This is a genomic window from Kitasatospora sp. NPDC034035 (assembly GCF_055575755.1).
Window position 1 is genome coordinate 87,420 of sequence record NZ_JBVISA010000011.1, and the last position, 19,858, is coordinate 107,277.

Below are 19,858 nucleotides of genomic sequence, written 5' to 3' on the forward strand. Positions count from 1 at the left end.
TTTGTGGTTCTGCGGGTTAGCGGGGGGGACTTGTTCGGGTCCCCCCCTCTCCTCCACCCCCTCCGCACGCTACTCTTCCTCCTTCTACATCCCCCCCCCCCCCGGCGCCCTGTCAGGCCTGCTGCCCCTGCGGGCCCTGCCACGCGAACCCGGGCCCCTGCGTGAGCCCCGTCTCCTGCGTGAGCCCGTCCTCGTGCGCGAGCAGGCCGCTCGCCAGCAGGTACTGGGCCAGCACATAGGTCGCCATGATCCAGAACTGATGCCCCGGCAGCTCCCGCCACTTCGCCAGCTTGGTGGCGATCAGCGTGTCGGAGAGCAGGAACAGTGCCCCGCCCAACCCGGTCCGCCGGCCCAGCCCGGCCGAGGTGACGGCCGTCGAGGCGAGCAGCAGGCTGTAGCCGGCCACCGGGACCCGCAGGTCCCCGAGGTCCGGCCAGAGCCGGCCCACCAGCGCCACCCAGGCCGTCGCGTACGCGGCCGCGACCACCAGGGCCCGACGGCGGTCGGTGAGCGCGCCGCGCTGGACGAACATCGTCACGTAGCAGACGTGCGCCGCCGCGAAGGAGCCCATGCCGGCGAGGAACGCGGGGTCGTTCTTCAGCTGGAGCAGTACGTCGCCGCCCGCGCTCAGCAGCAGCGCCGGCGCCAGCAGCTTGGGCGCCTCCCGCTCGGCGGTCCTGGCCGCCGCCACGCTGTGCGCGGCCAGCAGCGGCATCAGCGCCGGCTTGGTGGCGTTCTGCAGTACCGACGCGCCGGACAGGATCGAGCCCAGATGCGTTGCCGAGGTGGCCGCGAAGCCGCCCAGCAGGCCGGTGGCCGAACGCAGGCGCGCGCCGAGGACGGCACGGGTGGTCGTACGAATGCTCATGCTGGCGCGGCCTCCGACGGTCGGGCGGTGGGGGGATCCGCACCGACCCTAAGGGAGCCGAACAAGCGGCGGAAGGGCGGGCTACCGGTGCGTAACCCGGACGGCGCCCGGCGGGTGACGGGGTGGCTGGGGAGTCGAGGGGTGGCGGGAGGACTCGGAGCGGAGGGCGGGCGGCCGATTCGAGCGCTCTTGCGGAGACTTCCTCAGGAGGGCGGTTGCTGCCACCGGGTGACCCGGGCACCGTCTACGCTGGACCCCGACATGGATCAGCAGGAGTACGCGGTCGGCGCCACCCGGGTGGCCGCCGGCAGGCCGGACGGACGTACGGGCGGGGCAGGTCGGGGAACCGCCGCCGCCGTCCTCGCCGTACGCGAAGCCGCGCGGGCCGATGCCGTCGATTCCGTCGGTGCCGTTGATTCCGTCGGTGCCGTTGACGCGGTCGACGCGGTCGATGGCGCCGATGCGGCCGACGTGGCGCCCGGGACCGCTCCCGCAGCCGTCACTGACGACGCGCAGGCCGCCGGTGCCCCGACCGGCGCGGTCCTCTCGCCCGACCCGGGGCTGCTGCGGCTGGCCCACTGGTTCGCGGCCGCCGCCCCCGGCACCGCCGACGACCTCTGCACCGCCTCCTTCGGCCTCTACCCCGCCCGCCACCTCGGCGCGCCCGCCGAGCCCGCCGACCCCGACGTCAGCTGGTGGCACGGCCCCACCGCCCACGGCCTCGCGTCCGCGCGTACCCGAGAGGCCCGCGCCGACGGCGGACTGCGCCGCGCCCGGCGGGACTCCGCCGCGCTGCCCGTCGTCCGGTCAGGCGCCAAGCCGGGCGGGCCCGGCAGGCACCGCAAGCCCGAGCGCACCCGGGCGATGCCGGAGACCGCCGCGAGTGCGTGTCCGCCGCCGCTCGCGGTCACGGTCGCGCAGGATCGTTCCGGCGAGGAGCTTCCCGCCGCCGAGCGCCGGATCGCCGCCCGGCTGCTGCTCGCCCACCCGCTGGTCACCGCCTCCGGCCCGCACGCCGACGGTTTCCCGCTGATCCGGCGTCACCGCGACTGGCTCGCCGAGCGCTTCGACACCCTGCTCGGCTACCGCCTCGAGGTCGGGCCCTGGCACGCCCGGCTCTGCAAGGCCGGCCTCGGCCCCGGCACCGCCCGCCGCCTCGAACACCCCGTCACCGGCGCGCCGTTCACCCCCGGTGGCTACGCCCAACTCGCGCTCGCCCTGGCCCTGTTGGTCGACGCGCCTGAGCAACTCGAGTACCGGCGGCTGCTCGACGCGATGCGCGCCGCCGCGCCCGGGCTGACCGCCGACCCGGCCGACCTCGACATGGCGCTCGCCACGCTGGCCGAGTGGCAGGTGCTCGGCGATCCGCCGGGCGACCCCGCCGACGACACCTTCGTGCTGACCGTGGACCGCGAACTCGCCCGCGCCGTCCCGGCCGGCCCGCCCGCCCTCGCCGACGACGCCGCCGACCTCATCCGCCGTGCCGCCGAGGCCGAGCCCGCCACCGCCGTGCGCCGCCTCCTCGCCGAGACGCCCGCCGTCCTCGCCGCCGACCTCCCCGAGGACCGCCGAGCCTGGCTGCACGAGCACCGGCTCAGCGGTCCCGCGGCGCTTGCCGAGTTCCTCGGCCTGGAGGCCGAACTGCGCGCCGAGGGCGTCGCCCTGCTCGACCCGGCCGCCGAACTCACCGATGTCGCCCTCCCTGGCGCCGGCACCCTCGCCCAGGCCAGCGTGCTGCTGGTCGAGCGCCTGGTCGAGGAGGTCCGCCCGCTGCCCGGCGAGACCACCGAGGGCGACGTCCCGATCGCCGACGCGCTGATAGACGGCGTCCTCGGCGACATCGCCGACGAGTACGGCCTCCCGGCCCGCTACCTCTCCGACCGCACCGCCCTGCGCCGCGACGCCCTGGACCTCCTCCACCGCCTCGGCCTGATCACCCCCACCCCCCAGCTCAAGCGCCCCCCGACCTGGCACCTGCGTCCCCACGCCGCCCGCTTCGCCCCCGCCCCGGACCTCCGCCCCACCCCCGGCACCGGCCGCCACTCCCGCCCCGGCCCCTTCGTCCCGCCCCCACCGGGCCCCCGCACCGAACAGCGGGCGTAGCGCCCTGCGCCGCGTCCGACCTCCTGCATCTCCTGCCCCCGCGTCCCACCGCCGCATCCCGCCCGTGCCCCGCCCCCGCGGCGAACGGCGGGTGTGCTGCCGGCGTGTCCGTCTCGGGACGGGGAAAGCAAAAGCACCGCGTCCGGATGCGGGACGGCGGTGCTGGATGGAGAGGGGTGGGTGCGGCTATTTGCTGGCGGTCGCGCTGGCGAGAGGGCCGTGGTCGACGGTTTCCACGGTGGCGCCGACGCCCAGGGTGCCGAGGGCGATGGAGGCGAGGACGGCGGTGCAGGCGAGCAGGCGGCGGTGCCGCTTGGGGAGGGGGAAGCGCGGTTCCTGGTAGGGCGCCTGAGGGCTGGCGTTCATGACAGGGAGGTTTCCAGGGCGGCGTGAACGGTCGGTACGCGCGGGTGAAGTCCGGAGGGGGGTTGGGCGTCGGTTGGCCGCGTACGCCCCACTCGTCGGGAGCGGGGCGTACGCGCAGGTCAGCGCGGTGTGGTCTGATCGCCGACGGCGACCCGGACGGCGTCCCGCAGGCCGTGCGCCGGGTGGAAGCGGGAGGGGCCGGCGGCCGGGTCCTCGCGGAGCTCCTTCACGAGCCGATGATGACCAGCTGGGCGTTCTGGGTGTTGCGGACGGAGGTGACGTACCCGAGGCCGTCGGCGACCTGCAGCGCGCCGAGGCCGAGGCTGGTCGCCGAGCCGAGCACCAGGACCGCGTTGATGCCGAAGACCGCCCGGTCGGTGGGGAGGGTCGCGGCGGGTTCGTCGGGCTCCTTCACGCGCTGGCCGGGCTGCGGTGGCTGGCTGCTCATCGGACGGACCTCTCGACATACGGGATTCGATCTGTATGTCGCACTGTGTCCAGTCGGTTCCGCGAGCGGCGGGAGGGCGCGCCGGGGAGGCGGCGGGTGCGGGCCTGCGTCCCGTCAGGCGGCGAGCTCCTCGGCCGGATCGTGCGCGGTCGTGAGGTAGTGGGAGAGCGCCCGGCGGCTGCGGGTGAGGTCGTCGATCCGGGCGTCCAGGTCGGCGAGTTCGCCGCGCAGGGTGGCGAGCAGGTTCGGGCAGGCCTCCAGGACGGGGACCGGGCCGGCGGCGCACGGCAGCAGCTCGGCGATGACCCGGGTGCTCAGACCGGCCGCGAGCAGGCTGCGGACCTGCCGCACCCGTACGGTGTCCTGCTCGCCGTACTCGCGGTAGCCGGCCGTCGTGCGGGCGGGCCGGAGCAGGCCCTGCTCCTCGTAGTAGCGGAGCAGCCGGGTGGACACCCCGGTCAGGCGGGCGAGTTCTCCGATGCGCATGATCGGCCGAACGTCGCAGCCGGCCGGGGTGTTCCCGCCGCCGCCCCCGCCCGTTCAGTCCTTTCCGAGGCCCTTGACGAACTCCAGTACCACGTCGCGCAGTTCGGGCAGCGCCTCGACCATCGGCAGGTGGCCGGTGGCGAGTTGGGCGAAGCGCGCGCCGGGGATGCCCTCGGCCAGCAGGCGGTGCTGGGACGGCGGGACGAGCATGTCCTCGGCGGTGCCGACGACCAGGGCCGGCACGGCTATCGCCGCCAGCTCCGCGCGCACGTCGGCCTCGCCGGCGAGCCGGAACTGCTGCCGGAAACCGGCCGGCTGCGGGGACTTGAGCGCCTCCCCCAGCCCCGCGAGCTGTTCGGCGGGCAGGGCGTCCACCCAGGACCCGGCGAACGTGACGGCGAGTACCAGCCGGGCCAGGTCGTCGGGCCGCTCCTCGAGGTCGACGATCAGCTCGGAGAGGATCCGCATCCGCGCCGAGCCGCCGGCCACGCCCGCGAGCAGCAGCAGTGAGCGGACCCGCTCGGGGTGGCGGGTGGCGATCCGGACGGCGACGGCGGCGCCGAGCGAGTAGCCGGCCAGGTCGAAGGTGTCCAGGCCCTCCGCGTCGGCGGCGGCGACCAGCCGCTCGGCCAGGTCGTCCAGGGTGAGCCGGCCGGGCTCGTACGGACTGTCGCCGGAGCCGGGGAAGTCGGGGGCGACGACGGTGCGGTGGACGGCGAGGTCGGGCAGCAGCGGGCCCCAGTTGTCCCGGGCGCTGCCGCCGGCACCGTGGGCGAGCAGCAGGCCGGGGCCGGAACCCTGGACGATCCGGGCGAGCGGGGCGGGGGCGGAAGGCATGGCTTCGCTCCTTCGTGGACGGTGATTCCTCCGACAGCGAGGACGGTAGGTGTTCACACCGGTGAGAAGGTCAAGCGCACGGGCCTGATCCGGGTTCGACGGCAACCCGCCGACACGCCCGGAAACCCGCTCCCGCCACCGCCGCCATGGTTACGTACCGCGCCGGAACGCCTACGCTGAGACCAGGGAGGCCGTTCGGACACCGTACGAACGCTCTCCGCCGCCGGGGCGCTCACCGTGCCCGCGTCGGCCGCGCCGGAGTTGCCCCGGGCCGGGCGGTCGCCGAGGAGGTGCCCAGGCCCCATGTCCGGAAACGTCAGCTCCGGCAATGTCAGCTCCGGCAATGTCAGCTTCAGTGATGTCACGACCGGAAGCCCCGGCTCCGGTGACGTCGCGTCGGGACACGTCAGGTCCGACAACGACGCGTCGGGAATCGTCAAGCCGCTGCCCGCCGAGTGGTTCGTCCCGCACGGCACCAACGCCGAGATGCGCTGGGAGGCCCTGCGCGACGCCGAGGGCGGGGCCGCCGTCGGCCGGCACGTGCCGGTGGAGCGGTTCTTCGTCCGCAACCACACCGGCACCCCGCTGATCGACCCCGACACCTGGCGGCTGCGGCTGTTCGGCAGCGGCCTGCGCGGTGCCCCGACGGCCGAGCGGCCGGTGGAGTTCGACCTGGCAGGCCTGCGCGCGCTGCCCGCGACCCGGATCAGCGCGGTGATCGAGTGCGCCGGAAACGGCCGTGACTACTTCCGCCGTCAGCAGGGCCAGTGCGTCCCGGGCACGCCGTGGACGCTCGGCGGGATCGGCTCGGCGGCCTGGCGGGGCGTGCGGCTGGCGGAGGTGCTGCGGGCGGCCGGGCTGACCGGGGCGGCGGTCGACGTGCTGCCGACCGGGCTGGACGCGGACTACGTGGTCGACGGCGTCAACCACGGCCCGGTGCGCCGCCCGCTGCCGGTCGCCAAGGCGCTGGAGGACGCGCTGCTCGCGTACGAGATGAACGAGGAGCCGCTGACCCCCGACCACGGTGCGCCGCTGCGGCTGGTGGTACCCGGCTGGGTGGGGATCGCCTCGATCAAGTGGGTCGGCACCATCGAAGTCGCCGACCACCCGCTCCAGTCACCGTGGAACACCGACTTCTACCGGATGTTCGGCCCCGACTACCCGCCCGGCGGTAGCGAGCCGCTCTCCGCGCAGGTGGTCCGCAGCGCGTTCGAGCTGGCCCCGGGCGCGGTACTGGAGGCCGGCCACGGCCACCGGTTGCACGGGCGTTCGTGGTCCGGCGCGGCGGCGGTGCACCGGGTCGAAGTGAGCACCGACGGCGGCCGGACCTGGCGGCGCGCCGCGCTGCACGGCGGGTCGCACGCCGACGACTGGACGCGCTGGAGCTTCGACTGGCACCCCGAGCGGCCCGGCCGGTACGAGCTGCGCGCCCGCGCGACGGACCGCCGGGGCAACAGCCAGCCCGAGCGGGCGGCGTTCAACCGGGAGGGCTACCTGTTCGGCGCGGTGGTGGCCCACCCGGTGACGGTGGTCTGAGCCCGCCCCGGGGCCGGCCCGTCGACCGACCCGCCTGAGGGTCGGTCGGTGGTCCGCACCCCGGGCCGGGCGGGGCTCAGCCGGTGGAGTGGACCTCGTACGGGGCCGGGTACCGCGTTTCGTACGGGGTCAGCACCAGCCGCACCACGTCCTCCAGGCGTCGTCTGGCGTCCCCGAGGGTGGTGCGGCCGGTCACCCAGGCGGTCAGCTCGCCCTGCCAGGCGTGGGCGACGATGTGCCGCACCAGGTCGCTGGACGCGGCCGGAACTTCGGCCGTCACCGCCTGCAGGGCAGTGCTGTCGGCCCGGGCCATGCCTTGCAGCGCCTCGCTGGCGAAGGGATCGGTGGAGGCCGCCACGGCCACCCGCAGCCGGGCGAGTTCGGGCTGCCGCTGGTAGGCCCGCATCCCGCCCCGGACGAACCGGACCGCCCGGTCGGTGGCCCCCGGCCCGGCCCGGGGCCCGCGCAGCTCGGCCACCAGGTCGGCCAGCAGCAGGCGGTGCCACTCGGCGATCGCCGCCGCCAGGAGGTGGTCCTTGGAGGAGAAGTAGCGGTACGCCGTCCCCAGGGCGACTCCGGACCGCTCGCAGACCTGCTTCATCTGCAGCCGCTCGACGCCGATCTCGTTCACCAGGGCGAGCGCGGCCGCGATCAGGCTTTCGCGGCGTTGGAGCTGACGTGGAGACATGGCCTCCACCGGCCGTGGTGACAGGTCAACCTTGGTCACCCGCACCATGATACGGGCCAGGGCCGCTCAGGAGTATGACGCCGACCGGCCGCCTTCCGTTCGCCGGTAGGTCACCGGGGCCCGGAGGCGCTACGACTGCCGGCGGATCAGCGCCTCCTGGACGGCCGAGGCGACCAGCCGGCCGTCCCGGTCGTAGAACTCGCCGAGCGCCAGGCCGCGGCCGTCCGAGGAGGACGGGCTGCGCTGGGCGAACAGCAGCCACTCGTCGGCCCGGAACGGGCGGTGGAACCACATCGCGTGGTCCAGCGAGGCCATCAGCAGCGTGGGCGGCTCGGTGCGTTGGAAGAAGTTCGGCTGCTCGTCCAGCCCGGCGGTGGAGGCCAGGGTGAGGTCGGACAGGTAGGTGAGCGCGCCGGCGTGCAGCAGCGGGTCGCCGTCCGGCAGTGGGGAGGCGGTGCGCATCCAGACGAACTGCTGGAGCAGTCCGGGGACGGACGGCGGCACCCCGGGCGACCCCGGCGGGACGAAGCGCACGTCGAGGTCGCGGAATCCGCCGCTGGCCGCCACCATCCTGCGGACCTCCTCCGGGGCCTCGGCGACGGCGTCCGGCAGGGACTCCGGGGCGGGCAGCGGCGGCATCTCGCGGCGGCGGTCGCCGCCCGGCTCGGGGTGCTTGAGGGAGACGGAGAGCGAGAAGATCTCGTTCCGCTTCTGCATGGCCGTCACCCGGCGGGTGGTGTACGAGATGCCCTCGCGCACCCGCTCGACCACGTAGTCGATCGGTCGGGTCGGGGTGCCCGGCAGCAGGAAGTAGCCGTGCAGCGAGTGCACCGGGCGCCGGTCCTCGCAGGTGCGCCCGGCGGCGACGAGCGCCTGCGCGGCGACGTGGCCGCCGAAGGCGCGCATCGGGGCACCGGCGTGGCAGTAGCCCCGGAACGTGTTCTCGTCCAGCTGCTCGAGCTCCAGCAGCTCGGCGAACGGGGAGGTCGGGTGGGCGTCCCGGGCGGCCCGGACGGGCGGTTCGGTCAGGTCGGTCACGAGGCCATAGTGGCAGAAGCCAACCGTGTCGTGGTGTGACGTGGGTAACTCGGCCGGGGTGGGGGTTTGACGGAGGGGGCGGTAGAACACGTTTCAGTCGTGCGTCGTTCCGATGGGACTGCCAGACCCCTCGGTCAATGACAACGTTCAGCGAACAGATGTTGAAATCTGTTCGCTGAACTCTGTCCGCTGAAAGTTGTCAGCTGAACTCCGTCACCTCTTCGCGCACCGCGGCCGTCTCCGGAGCCGTCCCTGCCACGGCTTCCCGCTCGCCGACGACCGGAGGTTCGAAGCTGCGCGGGGCGGCGGTGACGGCGCGCCACCACAGGCGCAGCGCGGGCGGGTCGGCGGGCTCGAAGGGCTTGCCCGGCCGGGGCATCGCGAGGCGGGCGCCGAGCGCCTGGGCGGCGGCGACCGCCCGCTCGGCGGGCTCCTCCCAGGGGTGCAGCGCGAGGTTGAACGTGCACCAGTGGATCGGCAGCAGCAGCTCGCCGCCCAGGTCCAGGTGCGCCCGCACGCCCTCCTCGGGCGTCATGTGCACCTCGGGCCAGAAGTCGCTGTACGCGCCGACCTGCACCATCGTCGCGTCGAACGGGCCGAGCCGGCGGCCGATCTCGGCGAAGCCCGGGAAGTAGCCGGTGTCCCCGCTGTGGAAGAGCCGGTGCCCGCCGCCGGACACCACCCAGGAGGCCCACAGGAACAGGGCGCTGGTGCGCGGGCCGCGGCTGCAGTAGTGGCGGGCCGGCGTGGCGGTCAGGGTCAGTCCGGCGACCTCGGCGGACTCCCACCAGTCCAGCTCGACGATCCGCTCGGCCGGCACGCCCCAGTGCTCCAGGTGCGCCCCGACCCCGAGCGGTACGGCGAACACGGCCTCCGTCCCGATCAGTGCCCGGATGGTGGCCATGTCCAGGTGGTCGTAGTGGTCGTGGGAGACCACGACCACGTCCACCGGCCCGAGTTCGGAGAGCGGCAGCGGCACCGGGTGCAGCCGCTTGGGGCCGGTCCAGGCGAACGGGGAGCAGCGCTCGCCCCAGACCGGGTCGAGCAGGACGCGCCGCCCGCCGATCTCGGCGAGCACGGTGGCGTGGCCCAGCCAGGTCAGCCGCAGCCCGGACTCCGGCGGTGTGGCCAGGTCGGCCGGGAGCAGCCGGTGCACGGGTACGGCGGCGGCCGGGAACCGGAGGGTCTTGTCCCCGGTCAGCTGGGCGCGGGTGATCTCCAGCGGGCTGCGTTCGTACACCAGGCGGCGGGTCGGCACCGGGTTGCGGAAGGCGCCGTCGGCGAACTGCGGGGAGCGGCGGATCCGGGCCAGCCGCTCGCCCCGGGGCTCGGCGCCGAACGCGTCGGTCCGGACCCGGTGCCAGGCGGCCCGGGGCAGCCCGGCCAGTCCGGGGACGGCGCGCTCGGCGGCTCGGTCGGTGGCGGGGCCCGCGGGCGGCGGGGCGAACTGCGAGGACAGACCGGCGAGGCGGGAGAACCACGGGGCGGGGCGGGGCACGGCTCCTCCAAGGACGGTCACGGCTACCAGGCGTGCCGGGACGCGCACCGCAGCGGCGGCCGGGGCACTGCGAGCGGCCGAGGTCGCTGCGATACGACAACCATCTCGTCGGAGGTTACTCGCCGTGGGCCGTCCGGACCTGGTGGAGGGCCCGGCGCGGTCCAATCGGGGGACCGCCGTATCCGCCCCACCCGGCAGGCATCGGCGGCGCGGCCCGCCGTATCCGCCGTACCCGCGGTACCCGCCCCACCCGGTCAGGCGTAGAAGCGGGTGATCGTCTCCGCGACGCAGTGCGGCTTGGCGCTCTGCTCGCTCCTGATGGTGAAGCGCACCACGGCCTGGACGCCGCCGGGAACCTCGGTGGCCGAGAGCAGCTCGGCGGTGGCCCGGATCGCCGTGCCCACCGGCACCGGCGCGGGGAAGCGCACCTTCTCGGAGCCGTAGTTCAGCGCCATCCGCACGCCCTCGACGGCGTAGCACTCCTTCGCCAGCACCGGGATCATCGACTGGGTCAGGTAGCCGTGCGCGATGGTCGAGCCGAACTGGCTCTCCTTGGCCCGCTCCGGGTCGACGTGGATCCACTGGTGGTCGCCTGTCGCCTCGGCGAACAGGTCGATCTGCCGCTGCTCGATGGTGTGCCACTCGCTGGTGCCCAGCTCGGTGCCGACGGCGGCGGTCAGCTCGGCGAGGGAGGCGAAGGTCGTCACGGTGCGCTCCTGGTGGGGGGACAGGCCCGGGGAGGGGTCAGGACGCCGGAAGCGTATGCCTACCCACCGGTATCTGTCAGGAGCCCGAGCGGAAGCCCCCGGCAGGAGGCCGAGCGGAAGATCCCGGCCGAGCTGCTCACGGCCGCAGCGCGGCGCGCCCCGGGGCGCCCTGCCCGGTCGGGAACAGCCGCCGGCCGCTGACCAGCTCGGGCACCAGGGCGACGAACAGCGGCTCCGGGTCGCCGATCCACGGCCGCAGGCCGGAACGCAGCACCCGCCGCACCTGCTCGGGGTCGCGCACCACGTCGGAGCGCCCGTGCACCAGCACGCTCCAACCGGTGCGGGTGAGGGGGTCCAGCAGATCGGCCTGGAAGGCGACCACGGTGCCGTCAAGCCCGCGCGCGGTGGTACTTCCCCGGCGCACGGCGAGCACCAGCCGCCCGTCCAGGACCTCGAAGGAGACCGGCAGGACGGCCGGCAGTGCGTGCTCGGTGTACACCACGCGCCCGACGGGCACGGTGCTGAGCAGTCGCAGGCACTCGGCCTCGCTCAGGGTCTCCACACGGTCCTCAGGCTCCATGCGTCCGATCGTCCTCGGTCGGCGCGGGCGTCGATAGGGCCCATGGTCCCTGGGCGGACGGGTCGGGAGCCCCGTCGGCGGCCGCCCGGGGCGATAGCCTGCCCGGCGGCGGAACGGCGACGTGGACCGGAACGGCGACGTGGACCGGAACGGTGACGTGGACCGGAACGGTGACGTGGACCGGAATGGTGCGGCGAGCGGTGACGCGGACGGTGGCTCGCCCGCGAAGTGCTCGGCGGGCGCACCACAGTGGCGGGCGGCGGCCCCGGGTGCGCCGGGGCCGGCCAGGAGGGGGAGACCGATGGCGGGTGGGGTCGATCTGGTGGTGATCGGGGCGGACGGCGGGCCCGACCGGGCCTTCGGCGGTGCGGCGCTCGCGCCGGACGGGGCCCGGCTGCTCGCCGAGGTGCTGCCCGGTATGTGCTTCGACACCGGCGCGGCCGGCTGCCGGGTCACCGCGGCGGCGCCGGACGCGGACGCCAACGCGATGCTCACCGCCGTCCGGGACGCGGCCCAGCACCCGGGCCGCTGGCTGGTGGTCTGCCTGGTCGGCCAGTTGGTGGCCGACCCGCGCGGGCGCCGGCTCGCCCTGGTCACCGGCGGCAGCACCCCCGACAACGCCTACCGCAGGGGCCTGGCCTGGGACTGGGTGGTCAGTGCGATGGTGCACGGCGACCAGGAGGAGGCGCTGCTGCTGGTCGACGCGGTGGCCGACCGGGACACCTGGGCGGCCCTGGAGCGCGGCGGCGAGGACAGCGCGGGTGAGCTGCTGAGCTTCCCGCGCGTCCCGCTGTGGGGCCGGATCGGGCGCTACGCCCCGGGCAGACGCGGCCGGGACGCCGTACTGCCGGGCGGTGAGGGCTCGTTCAGCCGGGCGCTGACCACCGTCCTGCGCCAGGGCGTTCCGGGTGCCCCCGCGGCCGTCGCCCCGTCGGACCTCCAGCCAGCCGTGGCGGCACTGACGGACGGGCGGGAGTCGGCCGGTAGTTCGGGTGCGCCGGGCGCGCGCCTGCTCGTTCCGCCGCAGGGCGGACGCCTCTTGATGCGCAATCGGGCCGCGGTTCGGGGCGCATTGGCCGGATTGTCGCTTTCCGAAGAACTGTTGGCCGTTCTGTGGCGGGAAAGTGCCCCGACGGAACCGCCTTCCGCGTAAGGTCAGGGGGCCTGAGGTGTTGCCGTGATGGGGTGGGTTGGCGAAGAATCGATCCCCAGCGGAAAGACCGGCGGGACAGCGGAATTCTTCTGGCGGCCGTGGATCACGGATCGGGTCGGTCGCGACGAGGTGGGGCCATGCGGCAGCGCGGAAATGTGTTGCGCCCTGGGGCCGTTGGGGTCGGTGGGGCGATTCTGGTGTTACTGCTCGGCGCTTGTGCGAGCGGTGGTTCCGGCGGTTCCGTCGATCACCTCGGGGCGACGGCGCCCACGGTTGCGGGAGCGGCTCCGGTAACTCCTTCGAGTGGTTCGTCAAACGCCTCGATCGCGCCGACCGACGGACCGGAAGGGGCGATGGGCCGACTGGCCCTGAAGACTTATCAGGACTGGTGGCAGGCGCAGGCCGACGCCTTCGCCCGTACGGATTCGGACGGATTCTCGCTGGAGTCGTACTCCTCCGGACGCGCACTGTCGGACGTCCTGGTCGGACTCCGCCAACTTCACGACGCCAAACTGGTGATGACCGGAACGCCGCGCAATTCCGCGGTGGTCAAGGCCATTGACCTCAAAGCCGATCCGCAGACCGCCGTGATCGAGGACTGCGTCGATGTGACCGACTGGCATCGTGTCGATGCCGTCACGCGGGCCGCGAAGGATCCGGCCCAACGGCTGAACCGCTACCTGGCGACGGCGTCCCTGCGCTGGTTCCAAGCACGTTGGCTGATCTACGACTTCAAGCGGGAGGTGGACCGGACATGCTGAACAGGCGCTATCGGGCCCGGCGATTCGTGATCCTCGCACCGTTGTCCGCCGGGTTGCTGCTGTCCACGGCGGCGGTGGCGTCGGCGGACGAACCACCGAGCGGGGGTGCCACCCAGTGCGCCCCCGACAAGATCTGCTCGGACGTCCACACCGGCGGCAAGACCCCCGATCCTGGCTCCACCCAGTCGGGCGGTGGCGGCGGCTCGTCCGACGGCCCGCTGGTGTGCAGCTACCACGGGGTGGAATGGGCCTGCCACGACCCGGAACGCGGCTGGTTCAACAGCGACGTGGGCTGCTATTTCAGGGTGCAGGACCCCCAGCCGCCGGAGGGCGCGCCGGAGTGGGACGGGCACAAGTCCACGGAAGGCGCGATCTACACGAAGATCTGCCCGCAGACGGGCGGTGGCACGGACGGCGTCCAGAGCGTGTTCGAGTCGAGCGCGCCGGCCGGTCCGCCGGTGCTGAACCTGGCGGCCGTCGGTCTCAGCCTCGCCCACGAGATGAAGTTCCCGAAGCCGGCCGCCGGCGTGGCACCCAAGGGCACGGCCGTGGTCAAGGCGCCGGTCTGGCTCTGGCTGGACGGCGTGCGGGCGCCCGATCCGAAGAAGCTCGAGGTGCCCGGAGCCTCGGCCACCGTCACGCCCGTGCTGAAGAACGTGACCTGGACCTTCGACACGGGCGTCGAGGTGACCTGCGACAAGCCCGGAACGCCGTACGACCCGAAGTACGGCGCCGCCGCGTCGCCGGACTGCGGGTACGCGTTCGCCGTCGGATCGGGCACCAAGAAGGACGGGGTCTTCGCCGGCACCGTGACGGCGAACTGGCAGGGCCACGTCGTCGTGACCGGGCCGAACGCCAAGGTCTTCGATGTCGACATCCCGCAGTCCTCGAAGTTCACGCTCAAGGTCGCCGAGGTGCAGGTCCTCAACTGACCGCCGCACGGCGGCGATTCGACTACTGACGATCCGGCAACGTACAAGGGAAGGGCGGAACCCGGTGGAGAACCGTACATTCGCGACGCCGGGATCCGGCACACCCGCGGGCGCCGGGGCCTCCGTGGCGCTCCCGGAGCAGCAGGAGCAGGCCGGCGGTCCGGGCAAGGGCCGTGGCCGGGGGCGGGCGGTGCCGCACGCGCCCGGGCGGACCATGCGGGCGAGGCGGCGGCGCCCGGCGGTGCTGGCGATGGCGATCGCGCTGATCGCGGCCGGCGGGCTGGGCGGGGCCGTCCTCTACAACAGCACCGGCCAGCGGGTCGCGGTGCTGGCGCTCGCCCGGGACGTGCCGTGGGGCCAGCTGATCACCGAGGACGACCTGGTGGTGGCCCGGATCGCGGGCGACCCGGCGCTGCACCCGGTGTCGGCCCAGGACCGGACGAAGGCGGTCGGCATGCGGGCCGCCACCGACCTCAAGCGCGGCGCGATGCTCACCAGCGGCGACCTGGCCCAGGGCCTCACCGTGCAGCCCGGGCAGATCGTGGTCGGGGTGTCGGCCAAGCGCAGCCAGCTGCCCGCCAGCCGGCTCCAGCCCGGGGTGCAACTGGTCGTGGTCTACACGCCCGACAACGGCCGGGCCGACTCGCTGGCCGCGACGGTGATCACCGTCGGCCGGGTGGACACCGACGGCAGCCAGGTGATCGATGTCGCGGTCGGCACCGCGGACGGGCCCCGGCTGGCGCAGTGGGTGGCGAGCGGGCGGATCCAGGTGCTGCTGGCGCCGCGCGGCGCCTCGGCCGGGGGCGCGGGCGGCGGCACCACGCCCGGCCCGGCGCCGAGCGGCAGCCCCGCCGCCGGTGCTCCTTCCGCCGCTGCGCCCCCGGCCGGTGCACCCTCGGCCGGGACCGGTGCGTCCGGGGCTCCGACCGCGACCGGGGGCGCCTGATGGCGGTGATCGCGGTGGTCGGCGGCCCGGGCGCGCCCGGCGCGACCACGACCGCGCTGGCCCTGCTCCTGGCCTGGCCGCTCCAGCCCGGGCGGCGCATCCTGCTGGTCGAGGCCGACCCGGACGGCGGCGCCGTGCTCGCGGGCGCCCTGGAAGGCCGGGTCGAAGCCGTCTACGGGCTGCGCAACCTGGCCGTGGCCGACCGGCGCGGACTGCTCGCGCAGACCATCTGGGAGCAGCTGATCGACCTCTCGCCGGACGGCGACGCCGAACGCCTGCTGCTCCCCGGACTCACCGACCCCACCCAGGCCCCCGGCCTCGCCTACACCTGGGAGCCGCTCGCCGAACTGCTGCACGCCGTCGAACAGCAGGGCTACGACGTCATCGTGGACCTCGGCCGCTCCGGCGCCACCGGCGCGAGCGCGGTGCTGGCCCGCCGGGCGGACGTGGTGGCGGTGACCGTCCGGACCACGCTGCGCGGACTGAGCTCGATCCGGCCCCGACTGTCCGCCCTCACCGAGGACCTGGCCTCCGCCGGCACCGGCTCGGACGCGCTCGGGCTGCTGCTGGTCGCCGAGGGGCCGTACACGCGCGCGGAGGTGGCGCGCGAACTCGGGCTGCCGGTGCTCGGGATGCTGCCGCACGCCACCCGGACGGCGAAGGTGCTCTCCGACGGCGGCGACACCACCGACCGGCGGTTCGTCCGCTCCGAGCTGATGCGGACGGCGCGGTCGGCGGCGGACGAGGTGCAGCTGCTGGTCCGCCGCAGGCGGCAGCGGCTCGCGCCGGGCGCGGGCTCGGCGGCGGTGGTGCCGGGTCAGGCGCCGGCCCGGCTGTCGGCGGCCGCTCCGGTGGCGGGCGCTGCGGTGGCGGCTGCGGTGCCGACCCCGGTACCGGCTCCGGCGGTGCCCACTCCTCCGGTGCCGACCCAGCCGGTGCCGACGCCCGCCCCGACCACGTACGCGCAGACCACCTACGGACAGGCTCCGTACAGCCAGCCCGCGTACAGCCAGCCCGCGTACAGCCAGCCCGCGTACAGCCAGGCCGCGTACGGCCGGGCCGGGTACGGGCAGTCGCCCTACGGTCCGGTGGAGGCCGAGTCGCCGTCGTACACGCCGCCGCAGCCGGTTCCGCCGGTGATCATCACCGGTCCGGTGGCGCCGCTGGCCGGGCTGGCGCCGCAGCCGGCCGCACCGGCGCCGTTCCCGGCGCACGTGCAGTCGCCGCAGCGGGCCGAGCAGGACGACCGGTACCCGCTTCAGCAACCGACTGTGACGGATGATCAGGTGCAGGTGAACGGGCAGTACCCGCACAACCCCGGGGAGGTGCTCCGTGCGCGGTAGCCCCCTGCACCAGCGCCCGGCGGCCGACCCGGCCGCGCTGCCCTGGGCCGCTCCGGCGGCCGCACCGACGCCGACGGCCACGCCGACGGCCGCGCCCACGCCCGCGACCGGCCCGGTCGCGCCGCAGCCCGTGACCCCCGGCCCCGTAGCCCCCGGCCCCGTCCCCCCCGGCCCGGTCGTGCCCGGCTCGGCCGCGCCGACCGCCGTGCCCTCCCAGCTGCCCTCGCTGGACGTGCGTGGCTCCGCCACCCGGCCGGTCGTCGACCCGCAGGTCGCCCGGGAGCTCAAGCGTCAGGTCGCGGCCGAACTCCACCAGCAGATCAGCCGGTTGACCACCGCCTCCGGTTCCGAGCCGGACCGCGCCACCCGCCGTCAGCGCGGCCGGGCGCTGATCGAGGAAGCCGTCGCCCGCTGGTCCGACGCCTACGCGCAGACCCACGGCATCCCGCCCACCCGGGAGCAGGACCGCGCCCTCGCCGAGGCCGTCTTCGACCTCCTCTTCCGGGCCGGCCGGCTCCAGCCCTACCTGGACGACCCGGAGATCGAGAACATCCTGATCAACGGCTGTGACGACGTCTGGGTCTCCAAGGTGCACCAACCCCTGCGCCAGGTCCCGCCGGTGGCCGAAAGCGACGCCGAACTCATCGAACTGCTGCAGGACTTGGCCCGTCAGCACGGCGGTGGCGAGCGCAGCCTGTCCACCGCCAGCCCCACCCTCGCGCTGCGGCTGGAGGGCGGCATGCGCCTGCAGGCGCTCACCGAGGTGACGCCCCGCCCGTACGTGGCGATCCGGCGCCACCGGGTGGCCTCCGCGACACTGCCCGAGATGGTCGAACTCGGCACCCTGGACACCACCTTGGCCGCCTTCCTGGCCGCCGCGATCCGGGCCCGGAAGAACGTGATGATCACCGGCACCCAGGGCGTCGGCAAGACCAGCCTGCTGCGCGCGATGGCCGCCGAGATCCCGCCGGACGAGCGGATCGGCACCCTGGAATCGGAGTTCGAGCTCTGGCTGCACACCCTCGGCCACCTCCGCCAGGTCGTTCCGATGGAGGCCCGCGAGGGCAACGGCGAACGCGTCGAGGGGCGGCTGGCCGGGGAGTTGACGATCGGCGACCTCATCCCGGCCGCGCTGCGCATGACCCTCTCGCGCATCATCGTCGGCGAGGTCCGCTCCGGCGAGGTCGTCCCGATGCTGCGGGTGATGACCAACGGCGAGGGCGGCTCGATGTGCACCCTGCACGCCCGCGGCCCGCACATGGTGGTCGACCGCATTGCCGAACTCTGCCTGGAGTACGGCTCGCACATGACCGACTCGCTCGCCTACCGGCTCACCGCCAACGCCCTGGACCTCATCGTGCACGTCACCATGGTCGACGAGACCGCCGTCGGAGGCCGCCGGCACCGCTTCGTCTCCCACGTCCTGGAGGTCACCGGCCTCGGCGAGAGCGGCCGTCCCGCGCTGAACACCGTGTTCGGCCCCCGGCCGGACCTCGGTGAGCCGCGGGCCGTCCCGCACACCCCGCCGCAGTGCCTGGACGACCTGCGCCGGGCCGGCTTCGACGCCGGGCTGCTCGACTCCCGGTACGGGAGTTGGGCCACCCCGCTGCAACTGCGGATCGGCGGTGGCGCGCGGTGATGCTGCTGTTCGCCCTGTGCGGGCTGGCGGTCGCGGGCGGCCTGGTCGCCCTGGCGGCCTGGGCCCGCGGCAGCGAGCCCGGTGACGAGGACGCGGCCGCGCGGACCAACCCGCTCGCCGGGCGCGCCCACGTGTTCTGGTACGGCGCCCCCGGGGCGGCCGCGCCCCGGATGGTGCGGCTGCGCCGGGTCCAGCTGCCGCTGGCGCTCGTCGGCGGGCCGCTGGCCTGGCTGTTCACCGGCATCCCGCTGACCGCGCTGCTGGCGCCGCTGGCCATCTTCGGCCTGCCCTGGCTGTTCGACACCACCCGCGCGGACACCCACCGGATCGAGCGGCTCGAAGCGCTGTCCGAGTGGACCCAGCGGATCGCCGACGTGCTGCTGCTCGGCGTCGGCCTGAACCAGGCCATCGTCACCAGCCGCCGCACCGCCCCCACCGCCCTGGAGGACGAGATCGGCGAGCTGGCCGCCCGGCTGCAGGCCCGCTGGCGGCCCGAGGAGGCGCTGCACGCCTTCGCCGACAGCCTGGCCGACGCCACCGCCGACAAGGTGCTCGCCGCGCTCGTGCTGCGGGCCGGGGACAGCGGACCGGGCCTGGCCCGCACGCTGTCCGACATGGCCGACTCGGTGCGCGAGGAGGTCCGTCAGCGCCGCGTCATCGAGGCCGACCGGGCCAAGCACCGGACCACCATCCGCTGGCTGGTGGGCATCATCGTGCTGGTCGTCACGGTCGGCTCCTTCAACACCGAGTACACCCGGCCGTACGGCACCTTCCTCGGCCAGCTGGTCCTCGCCGTGGTCGCCGCCCTGTTCGTGGCGATCATCGCCTGGATGCGGGCGCTGGCCTCCCACCCGCCGGTGCCCCGGCTGCTCACGCCGGACCGGCGCAGCAGGAGCAGGCGGCGGACGGGCGCGCAGACGCCCGAGGCCGAGCCGGCCGAGCAGCTCGGGGAGGCCCGATGATCTCCCCCTGGTCCGTGCTGGCCGGCGCCGTCGCGGCCGGCGGCCTCGCCCTGCTGGTCGCCGAACTGCGGCCCGCCGCCCCGGACCTGCGCCAGGCGCTGGACCGGCTGCACGCCGTCCCGGCCGACCGCGAGCAGGACCCGGACGAGCGGCCGCGCTGGTACGACCGGATCGGCGAGCGGTCCGTCCACCTGCGCGGGGTCTCCGTCCCGCGCCGCGAACTCGCCCTGATCGGCCGCACCCCGGCCCGGTTCATGGTGCACAAGCTGCTGTTCGCCGCGCTCGGCCTGGTGCTGCCCGCCTACCTGGGCGCGATGGCCGTGCTGATGGACATCGGCCTGCCCTTCGCGCTGCCGCTGGTCGCCGGGCCGCTGCTGGCCGGCCTCCTCTGGTTCATTCCGGACGCCATCGTGCGCGGCGAGGCCAAGGAGGCGCGCACCGAGTACCTGCACGGCCTCGCCGCCTACCTGGAACTCGTCGCGCTGGAGCGCGCCGCCGACTGCGGCCCCGCCGAGGCGCTGCGCCGGGCCGCCGCGGTCGGGCAGGGCGCGGTGTTCCGGCGGATCCGCGACGCGCTGGAGCGCGCGGCCACCGACCGGCTCCCGCCGTGGGCCGGACTCGACGCGCTGGCCGAGGAGTTGGGACTCACCCCGCTGCAGGACGTGGCCGACATCATGCGGCTGTCCGGCACCGACGGTGCCGCCGTGTACGACACCCTGCGGGCCCGCGCCAAGGGCCTGCGCGGCGAACTCCTCGCCGAGGACCTCGCCCGCGCCAACGCCGACAGCGAGCGCATGGTCGCGCCGGGGGCCGCCCTGACGCTGCTGATGACCGTCCTGATCGTCTTCCCGGCGCTCCACCAGATGCTCAACTGACGCCCGACCGAGCCCGACCGAGTCTGACCGACGCCCGTTCCAGAGCAGCCGACACCACACCGCCCCACACCACATCGCACATCCCCGGGAGA

Annotated in this window: 20 protein-coding genes; 10 read left to right on the top strand and 10 right to left on the bottom strand. The window is 74.8% G+C overall.

All coding sequences use genetic code 11. The annotated features are described in order from the left end of the window. Positions 1–112: 112 nt before the first annotated feature. Positions 113–868: a lysoplasmalogenase gene (locus tag ACZ52J_RS17675; protein WP_465619794.1), complete on the bottom strand. Its 756-nt coding sequence runs from the start codon at positions 866–868 to the stop codon at positions 113–115. A 261-nt stretch (positions 869–1,129) separates the two neighbouring features. Between ACZ52J_RS17675 and ACZ52J_RS17680 the strand changes: the two genes are divergently transcribed. Continuing rightward, on the top strand, positions 1,130–2,971 hold the full coding sequence (locus ACZ52J_RS17680; protein WP_465619796.1) for a DUF2398 family protein: 1,842 nt from the start codon (positions 1,130–1,132) through the stop codon (positions 2,969–2,971). Positions 2,972–3,157: 186 nt separating this feature from the next. Here ACZ52J_RS17680 and ACZ52J_RS17685 read toward each other — a convergent pair whose 3' ends face one another. The 4 genes from ACZ52J_RS17685 to ACZ52J_RS17700 form a co-directional block, all read right to left on the bottom strand. Continuing rightward, positions 3,158–3,337, bottom strand: a complete 180-nt coding sequence (locus ACZ52J_RS17685; RefSeq protein WP_465619798.1) for a hypothetical protein — start codon at positions 3,335–3,337, stop codon at positions 3,158–3,160. Between the two features lie 226 nt (positions 3,338–3,563). Then, positions 3,564–3,785 carry a hypothetical protein gene (locus tag ACZ52J_RS17690; protein WP_465619800.1) on the bottom strand — a complete coding sequence of 74 codons (222 nt, stop codon included), beginning with the start codon at positions 3,783–3,785 and terminating at the stop codon, positions 3,564–3,566. Between the two features lie 114 nt (positions 3,786–3,899). Continuing rightward, positions 3,900–4,271, bottom strand: coding sequence for a MerR family transcriptional regulator (locus tag ACZ52J_RS17695; protein ID WP_465619802.1), 372 nt, complete (start codon positions 4,269–4,271; stop codon positions 3,900–3,902). 54 nt (positions 4,272–4,325) lie between these two features. Continuing rightward, a complete protein-coding gene (locus tag ACZ52J_RS17700) occupies positions 4,326–5,108 on the bottom strand; it encodes an alpha/beta fold hydrolase (RefSeq protein WP_465619803.1) in 783 nt (260 codons plus the stop codon). 303 nt (positions 5,109–5,411) lie between these two features. Here ACZ52J_RS17700 and ACZ52J_RS17705 point away from each other — a divergent pair, with 303 nt between their 5' ends. Continuing rightward, positions 5,412–6,644 carry a sulfite oxidase gene (locus ACZ52J_RS17705; RefSeq protein ID WP_465619805.1) on the top strand — a complete coding sequence of 411 codons (1,233 nt, stop codon included), beginning with the start codon at positions 5,412–5,414 and terminating at the stop codon, positions 6,642–6,644. Between the two features lie 76 nt (positions 6,645–6,720). Here the strand turns inward: ACZ52J_RS17705 and ACZ52J_RS17710 are convergent, their stop codons facing one another. The 5 genes from ACZ52J_RS17710 to ACZ52J_RS17730 form a co-directional block, all read right to left on the bottom strand. Continuing rightward, a complete protein-coding gene (locus ACZ52J_RS17710) occupies positions 6,721–7,371 on the bottom strand; it encodes a TetR/AcrR family transcriptional regulator (protein ID WP_465619807.1) in 651 nt (216 codons plus the stop codon). A 90-nt stretch (positions 7,372–7,461) separates the two neighbouring features. Then, the gene (locus ACZ52J_RS17715; protein WP_465619809.1) at positions 7,462–8,370 is read right to left on the bottom strand and encodes an acyl-CoA thioesterase; all 909 of its coding nucleotides are present in this window, start codon (positions 8,368–8,370) and stop codon (positions 7,462–7,464) included. Between the two features lie 199 nt (positions 8,371–8,569). Further along, positions 8,570–9,757, bottom strand: coding sequence for an MBL fold metallo-hydrolase (locus ACZ52J_RS17720; protein ID WP_465620010.1), 1,188 nt, complete (start codon positions 9,755–9,757; stop codon positions 8,570–8,572). Between the two features lie 365 nt (positions 9,758–10,122). Continuing rightward, positions 10,123–10,575, bottom strand: coding sequence for a MaoC family dehydratase (locus ACZ52J_RS17725; RefSeq protein WP_360489939.1), 453 nt, complete (start codon positions 10,573–10,575; stop codon positions 10,123–10,125). 136 nt (positions 10,576–10,711) lie between these two features. Beyond that, positions 10,712–11,155 carry a pyridoxamine 5'-phosphate oxidase family protein gene (locus ACZ52J_RS17730; protein WP_465619811.1) on the bottom strand — a complete coding sequence of 148 codons (444 nt, stop codon included), beginning with the start codon at positions 11,153–11,155 and terminating at the stop codon, positions 10,712–10,714. Between the two features lie 301 nt (positions 11,156–11,456). Here ACZ52J_RS17730 and ACZ52J_RS17735 point away from each other — a divergent pair, with 301 nt between their 5' ends. From ACZ52J_RS17735 to ACZ52J_RS17770, 8 genes are all read left to right on the top strand, one after another. Next, positions 11,457–12,308: a hypothetical protein gene (locus tag ACZ52J_RS17735; RefSeq protein WP_465619813.1), complete on the top strand. Its 852-nt coding sequence runs from the start codon at positions 11,457–11,459 to the stop codon at positions 12,306–12,308. Between the two features lie 137 nt (positions 12,309–12,445). Beyond that, complete coding sequence (locus ACZ52J_RS17740; RefSeq protein ID WP_465619815.1) at positions 12,446–13,069, top strand: hypothetical protein; 624 nt, start codon at positions 12,446–12,448, stop codon at positions 13,067–13,069. After that, positions 13,063–14,001: a hypothetical protein gene (locus ACZ52J_RS17745; protein ID WP_465619816.1), complete on the top strand. Its 939-nt coding sequence runs from the start codon at positions 13,063–13,065 to the stop codon at positions 13,999–14,001. Before ACZ52J_RS17740 ends, ACZ52J_RS17745 begins: the two co-directional genes overlap by 7 nt. A 64-nt stretch (positions 14,002–14,065) precedes the next feature. After that, positions 14,066–14,947, top strand: coding sequence for an SAF domain-containing protein (locus tag ACZ52J_RS17750; RefSeq protein ID WP_465619818.1), 882 nt, complete (start codon positions 14,066–14,068; stop codon positions 14,945–14,947). Then, on the top strand, positions 14,947–16,290 hold the full coding sequence (locus tag ACZ52J_RS17755; protein ID WP_465619820.1) for a CpaE-like family protein: 1,344 nt from the start codon (positions 14,947–14,949) through the stop codon (positions 16,288–16,290). Before ACZ52J_RS17750 ends, ACZ52J_RS17755 begins: the two co-directional genes overlap by 1 nt. Continuing rightward, complete coding sequence (locus tag ACZ52J_RS17760) at positions 16,280–17,929, top strand: CpaF family protein (RefSeq protein ID WP_465619822.1); 1,650 nt, start codon at positions 16,280–16,282, stop codon at positions 17,927–17,929. Before ACZ52J_RS17755 ends, ACZ52J_RS17760 begins: the two co-directional genes overlap by 11 nt. Beyond that, positions 17,929–18,891, top strand: a complete 963-nt coding sequence (locus ACZ52J_RS17765; protein WP_465619824.1) for a type II secretion system F family protein — start codon at positions 17,929–17,931, stop codon at positions 18,889–18,891. The genes ACZ52J_RS17760 and ACZ52J_RS17765 overlap by 1 nt, the downstream gene beginning before the upstream one ends. Further along, the gene (locus tag ACZ52J_RS17770; protein WP_465619825.1) at positions 18,888–19,766 is read left to right on the top strand and encodes a hypothetical protein; all 879 of its coding nucleotides are present in this window, start codon (positions 18,888–18,890) and stop codon (positions 19,764–19,766) included. Before ACZ52J_RS17765 ends, ACZ52J_RS17770 begins: the two co-directional genes overlap by 4 nt. Positions 19,767–19,858 lie beyond the last annotated feature (92 nt).

Bases quoted from the DNA above. Each gene is read 5' to 3' on its own strand.
- ACZ52J_RS17755 (WP_465619820.1), top strand. From the start codon at position 14,947: ATGGCGGTGATCGCGGTGGTCGGCGGCCCGGGCGCGCCCGGCGCGACC.
- ACZ52J_RS17700 (WP_465619803.1), bottom strand. From the start codon at position 5,108: ATGCCTTCCGCCCCCGCCCCGCTCGCCCGGATCGTCCAGGGTTCCGGC.
- ACZ52J_RS17695 (WP_465619802.1), bottom strand. From the start codon at position 4,271: ATGCGCATCGGAGAACTCGCCCGCCTGACCGGGGTGTCCACCCGGCTG.
- ACZ52J_RS17735 (WP_465619813.1), top strand. From the start codon at position 11,457: ATGGCGGGTGGGGTCGATCTGGTGGTGATCGGGGCGGACGGCGGGCCC.
- ACZ52J_RS17770 (WP_465619825.1), top strand. From the start codon at position 18,888: ATGATCTCCCCCTGGTCCGTGCTGGCCGGCGCCGTCGCGGCCGGCGGC.
- ACZ52J_RS17740 (WP_465619815.1), top strand. From the start codon at position 12,446: ATGCGGCAGCGCGGAAATGTGTTGCGCCCTGGGGCCGTTGGGGTCGGT.
- ACZ52J_RS17765 (WP_465619824.1), top strand. From the start codon at position 17,929: ATGCTGCTGTTCGCCCTGTGCGGGCTGGCGGTCGCGGGCGGCCTGGTC.
- ACZ52J_RS17730 (WP_465619811.1), bottom strand. From the start codon at position 11,155: ATGGAGCCTGAGGACCGTGTGGAGACCCTGAGCGAGGCCGAGTGCCTG.
- ACZ52J_RS17705 (WP_465619805.1), top strand. From the start codon at position 5,412: ATGTCCGGAAACGTCAGCTCCGGCAATGTCAGCTCCGGCAATGTCAGC.
- ACZ52J_RS17745 (WP_465619816.1), top strand. From the start codon at position 13,063: ATGCTGAACAGGCGCTATCGGGCCCGGCGATTCGTGATCCTCGCACCG.
- ACZ52J_RS17690 (WP_465619800.1), bottom strand. From the start codon at position 3,785: ATGAGCAGCCAGCCACCGCAGCCCGGCCAGCGCGTGAAGGAGCCCGAC.
- ACZ52J_RS17675 (WP_465619794.1), bottom strand. From the start codon at position 868: ATGAGCATTCGTACGACCACCCGTGCCGTCCTCGGCGCGCGCCTGCGT.
- ACZ52J_RS17685 (WP_465619798.1), bottom strand. From the start codon at position 3,337: ATGAACGCCAGCCCTCAGGCGCCCTACCAGGAACCGCGCTTCCCCCTC.
- ACZ52J_RS17680 (WP_465619796.1), top strand. From the start codon at position 1,130: ATGGATCAGCAGGAGTACGCGGTCGGCGCCACCCGGGTGGCCGCCGGC.